At 69.6% G+C, this 4,899-nt stretch carries 5 protein-coding genes and 1 pseudogene; 2 read left to right on the top strand and 4 right to left on the bottom strand.

The genetic code is table 11. The features are described 5' to 3' along the window. The coding region (locus tag WBV89_RS21040; protein ID WP_423983288.1) for a glutamate-1-semialdehyde 2,1-aminomutase at window positions 1–1,251 on the top strand (1,251 nt) is incomplete at its 5' end. Between the two features lie 51 nt (window positions 1,252–1,302). After that, entirely contained in the window at window positions 1,303–2,046 is a 744-nt protein-coding gene (locus tag WBV89_RS21035) for a hypothetical protein (RefSeq protein ID WP_423983287.1), read from the top strand. Window positions 2,047–2,053: 7 nt separating this feature from the next. Here WBV89_RS21035 and WBV89_RS21030 read toward each other — a convergent pair whose 3' ends face one another. The 4 genes and pseudogenes from WBV89_RS21030 to WBV89_RS21015 form a co-directional block, all read right to left on the bottom strand. After that, on the bottom strand, window positions 2,054–2,989 hold the full coding sequence (locus tag WBV89_RS21030; RefSeq protein ID WP_423983286.1) for an NAD(P)/FAD-dependent oxidoreductase: 936 nt from the start codon (window positions 2,987–2,989) through the stop codon (window positions 2,054–2,056). After that, window positions 2,986–3,843 carry an alpha/beta fold hydrolase gene (locus WBV89_RS21025; protein ID WP_423983285.1) on the bottom strand — a complete coding sequence of 286 codons (858 nt, stop codon included), beginning with the start codon at window positions 3,841–3,843 and terminating at the stop codon, window positions 2,986–2,988. The genes WBV89_RS21030 and WBV89_RS21025 overlap by 4 nt, the downstream gene beginning before the upstream one ends. After that, on the bottom strand, window positions 3,843–4,664 hold the full coding sequence (locus WBV89_RS21020; RefSeq protein WP_423983284.1) for a hypothetical protein: 822 nt from the start codon (window positions 4,662–4,664) through the stop codon (window positions 3,843–3,845). Before WBV89_RS21020 ends, WBV89_RS21025 begins: the two co-directional genes overlap by 1 nt. After that, window positions 4,661–4,899: pseudogene (locus WBV89_RS21015) on the bottom strand (hypothetical protein); the annotation flags it as partial. The gene WBV89_RS21020 and the pseudogene WBV89_RS21015, both read right to left, overlap by 4 nt.

Below are 4,899 nucleotides of genomic sequence, written 5' to 3'. Positions count from 1 at the left end.
CTCTTCGAGCGTTCCCGGCGGGCGATCCCGGGGGGCGTGAACTCCTCGATCAGGGCGTTCAAGGCGGTCGGCGGCGAGCCCTACGTCGTCGCTCGGGCGGCCGGGGCCACCATCACCGACGTCGAGGGCACGACGTACTTCGATCTCGTCCAGAGCTACGGCGCGGTGATCCTCGGTCACGCCCACCCGGCGATCACCGCCGCGGTGGTCACGGCTGCGGGTGACGGGACGTCGTACGGGGCACCGACCCCGCGCGAGATGAAGCTGGCGGAGGCGATCTCCGAACGCGTCCCGAGCTGCGAGCGGGTGCGACTGATGAACTCGGGGACCGAGGCGACCAGCACCGCAATCCGCCTCGCCCGCGGCGTGACCGGACGCGACCGGATCGTCACGTTCGCCGGAAACTTCCACGGGGCCACCGATGCACTGCTCGTGGCCGGCGGCAGTGGGATCGCGACGCTCGGACTGCCCGGCACCGCAGGGGTCCCGAACGCATCGGTCGCCGAGACGCTGGTGGCGCCGTACAACGTCGTTCCCGAGCTGACCGACGAGGTGGCGGCCGTGATCGTCGAACCGGTCGCCGCGAACATGGGTGTGGTCGCCCCCGAGCCCGGATTCCTGCAGGGGCTCCGTGACGAGTGCGATCGCGTCGGCGCGCTCTTGATCTTCGACGAGGTGATCACCGGCTTCCGCCTGGCTCCCGGGGGAGCGCAGGAGCGCTACGACGTCACCCCGGACATCACCTGCTTCGGCAAGGTGATCGGCGGTGGGCTCCCGATCGGATCGATCGGTGGCCGTGCCGACGTGATGGAGCAGCTCTCGCCGCTCGGACCGGTGTTCCACGCCGGGACGTTGTCGGGAAACCCGCTCGCCACCGCGGCGGGTCTGGCCGCGCTCGATCAGCTCACACCCGGCGTGTACATCGAGCTGCTCGCCCGCGCCCGCCATCTCGCGGCGCTGATGCGCGATGCCTGCGCGTCGGCTGGATTTTCTGCGCGCTTCCCGGTCGTGGGCACGCTGCTCGGCATGGTGTGTGGTGCCGACGCCGCCGATCCGGTTCGCAACTTCGACGACGCGAAGACGACCGACGAAGCGGCGTACGGACGGTTCTTCCGGGCGATGCTCGCGGAGGGTGTGGCACTGGCACCGGGTGCCTACGAGGCCATCTTCGTGGGACTGGCCCACACCGACGACGTGATCGACCGGATCGGCGACGCGACCGCTCGCGCCGCCGCCGTGGCCGTCGCCTGACCGGGCATCGGTGCCGACCAGAACTGAAGCGACTCCAGTACCTTTGATGCCGTGAGACAGTTGTTGACGTGGCGGTTCCTCGCTGCCATCGGAGCGGTCGTGCTCCTGGCCATCGGCGTCGACCGGGCCTTCGCCAACGCGGGACTCGACGGAAGCACCGCCGTCATCGCCCCGGCCAACTTCGACGAGAACGGGGACCTCATCCCGCGGCGGATCGATCTGATCGAGTCGGTCGAAGATGTCGAGGTGTCCGAGGACTTCCGAGTCGGCGCCGACGGACGCACGGTCGGACTGCTCGACGCCGTGCTCGACGAGAACCGGGTGGCCCGCGTGGCTCCCGGGACCCCGGGCGACGTCACGTGCGAGAACTTCGACGACCCCGACCGGTGCGTGTTGCTCGCCGATGTGCTCGGCGATGCGGTGGTCTGGTTCGCGCTCCTGCCCGCCGGACCCCGCGAGACGGTCGTGTTGGGCCCGATCGAGGATCTCCAGGAGGGCTACGCCAAGTTCGTCAACGGCTGGGAGGTCCTCTACGCGCCGGTCATCGAGCGCGACGAGGACTCGTGCGGTGACGACGTCGTCAGCTTCGGTGATTTCCTGCGTCGGTTCGGCCCCGACAGCACGACGATCATCGACCTCGAGACCCGACAGGTCACCGGGGTGATCTGCGGGATCGAGTTCGTCCCTCCGCCGACCACGGTGGTCTTCGATGGATCGCTCGACGCGTCGATCGTCACGACCGTGCCGATCGGTGAGCCGGTGCTCGACCCCGCGGTCGAAGCTCCCGACGGCTGAGTCCGCTTCAGCGCACGAGTGCGTGGGCGGCGGCGAGCCCGGAGCTGTGGGCTCCCTCGACCTTCGGTCCCGCGAACGCGTCACCGGCGAGCACGATCGACTCATCGGCGGTCGTCCAACACGGTTCGGGCCAGACCACGCGCGGGGTCGCAAAGCGCCACTTCTTGACCTGGGCCTGGACGATCGATGCCCGCCCGAGCCACGGCGTGGCGGCGGCGACGAGCCGGTCGACCAGATCGTCGTCGTCCCAGTGCTCCTCACTCCACACCGGATTGGCGTGGAACGTCAGCGCCTGTTCGGTGCTGACGCCTTTGGCGACGTTGTCGCCGATGAAGCTGAACACCTCGTCACGGTGCTGGACGCCGCCCGATTCCCCGAGCGCGGCCGGACCGTCGAGCGTGGCGAGCAGACCGATCGTCCGGTCGTAGTCGGCGGACGCCATCGGTCCGCCGAGTTCGACCCCGGAATCGACGAGCAGCGCGATCGACTGGGGGATCGGGCAGGTGAGGATCACGGCGTCGGCGGGGCGGGCGCTGCCGTCGTCGATGACGACGTCCCAGCGCTGCTCGCCGTTCGCCGCGCGGACGGTGAACGCCATGGTCGACGTCTCGACGTCCAGTCCGCGTGCGAGGTCCTTGGCCAGCGAGTTCATGCCGGCCGACCCCACGTAGCGCGGGTAGCCGTCGTCGTCGTCGAAACCGTGGTTCCACACGTGCACCAGGCCACGGTCGATCCAGTCGTCGACGCGTCGCTGGAACGCCGGTGTCCGCACGGTGAAGAACTGCGCCCCGTGATCGAGGCGAGCCGACCCGATCCGGCGGGTGGCGAGACGTCCGCCGACCGATCGACCCTTGTCGACGACGCAGACGTCGACGCCGTGACCGGTCAGTTCCCGGGCTGCGACGAGACCGGACAGTCCCGCGCCCACGATCACCACCTTCATGCGGACTCGAGCGCGACGTTCTCACTTTCGTCGATCCGACGTTGCCAGGCCGTTTCCGCTCGGCCGAGGAACTCGATCAGGACCCGGTTGAAGGTCGACGCGTGCTCGACCATGAAGCCGTGGGCGGCGCCGCTGATGACCGCCAACTCCGCGGTCGGGATCCGGTCGGCCAACTCCTCGCTGTCCCCGCGCGGGGTGAGGATGTCCTGGTTGCCGACGAGCACGAGGACGGGGACGTCGATCTCCTCGACCCGGTCGACCATCGACATGTCGACGTCCAGGATCGCATCGACCTGATTGGCGAAGGCGTGCGACGGTCGGCCCAGGGCGAGCGGTCCGAGCCAGCCCATCGCGGGGAGGAAACGACGGAACGAGCGCGGTCCGATGACCCACCGGACCGCTTCGCGACTCATCATGCCCATCCCGCCTTCGAGCGCGTTGTCCCGCCACTCGGTCAGGAGTTCCTCGCGCCAGGGATGGTTCGCCCCGGCGGTGCACGCGAGCGTGATCGAACGGGTCCGTTCCGGGTACTTGATGGCGAGGATCTGGCTGATCGCACCGCCCATCGAGGCACCGACCACGTGCGCCGTCTCGATCCCCGCGTGATCGAGCACCGCGATCGCATCGTCGGCCATCTGTTCGAGCGTGTAGGGCGTGTGCGGCTTGTCGCTGCGGCCCGCGCCACGATTGTCGAGGGCGATCGCCTGGTACCACGGCGCGGTCGCCATGCGCTGCAGGGCCCACCCGGTCTTGCCGGCGCCGAGACCCTGGATGAACAGCACCGGCGGAGCACCCGGCCGACCGGTCTTGGAGTAGTGGATCCGGGTCCCGTCGCTTCCGCGCACGTAGGTCATCAGTTGCCTCCCATGCCGGCCATCGGGAGCCAGTCGAACGGTGTTCCGGTGCCGAGGTCGCCCATCTCGTCGAGGAGGTCGTGGACGTCGTTGCGGACCCGGTCGGCCAACTCGAGCTCGGTCAGCGGGCCGCGACGTTTGCGCGGCGGGTGGGTGGCCGGGCCGATCTCGACGCGCGCCCGGCGCGCGAACGGCGTGGAGGTGGTCGCAGCCGGGAAGACCCGTGTGGAGGAGGCCAACGCCGCTCCGATCAGGGTGTGGTCGACGGTACCGACCGAGCGGAGTCCGTTGGTCGGTGCTGCTCCGAGCACCACGATCTCGTCGGCGCGCAGCGCCCCGGCGATCTCGTCGGGATGGGCGAGGAGACCGCCGATCCGCCGATCGATCCGGGTCACCGGCAACAACTCCCGCGTGGCGACGAATCGCACCGGGCGATCGACGGCCTCGCTGATCGCGAACGCGGTGAAGATCGCACTGTTCGACATCCGTGGCGAGTTGACGACGACGAGCGCGCCACGGCGCTTGGGCAGGTGCTGGTCACCCCCGGTCGACACGTTCCAGCGGAGTTGTGCGAGGAACATGATGTTGCGCACCAGGACCGGATCGCGGCCCCAGTCGTCGGTCGCTCCGCGCTGTTCCTGCGCGAGACGGCCGGTGGCGGAGCGGACACCGCTGGTGGCGGTCGAGCCGAGAAATCCGATCGCGTCGCCGACGCGCCGACCGGCCGACGACACGGCGCCGCCGATCGACGAGGTGGAGGGTTCGTCGTCGACCGAGGAGATGCCGGGCATCGGGAGGACGTCGGCGAGCTCGGACATCATGCCACCTGCTTTCGGGCGGGACGGCGGATGACGCTCGGCCATCCGTACAGGTCGTCGATGACCTGGGGTGTCGTCTGTTCGGGGACGACGCCGAGGAGTTCCCGCATGCGGCCGTTGTCGGCGAGACGGCCGTGGATCAGGAGCTCGGCGACGTGGTCGGGGACGGGCGCACCGGCGAGATGGCTGATCCGTCGGGCGAACGGCCACTGCGGACCGAACGTGGGGACCGCGATGC

Origin of the sequence: Ilumatobacter sp. (assembly GCF_049588435.1) — a bacterium.
Taxonomy (GTDB): Bacteria; Actinomycetota; Acidimicrobiia; order Acidimicrobiales; family Ilumatobacteraceae; genus Ilumatobacter_A.
This window is presented reverse-complemented; position numbering and strand designations above follow the sequence as displayed.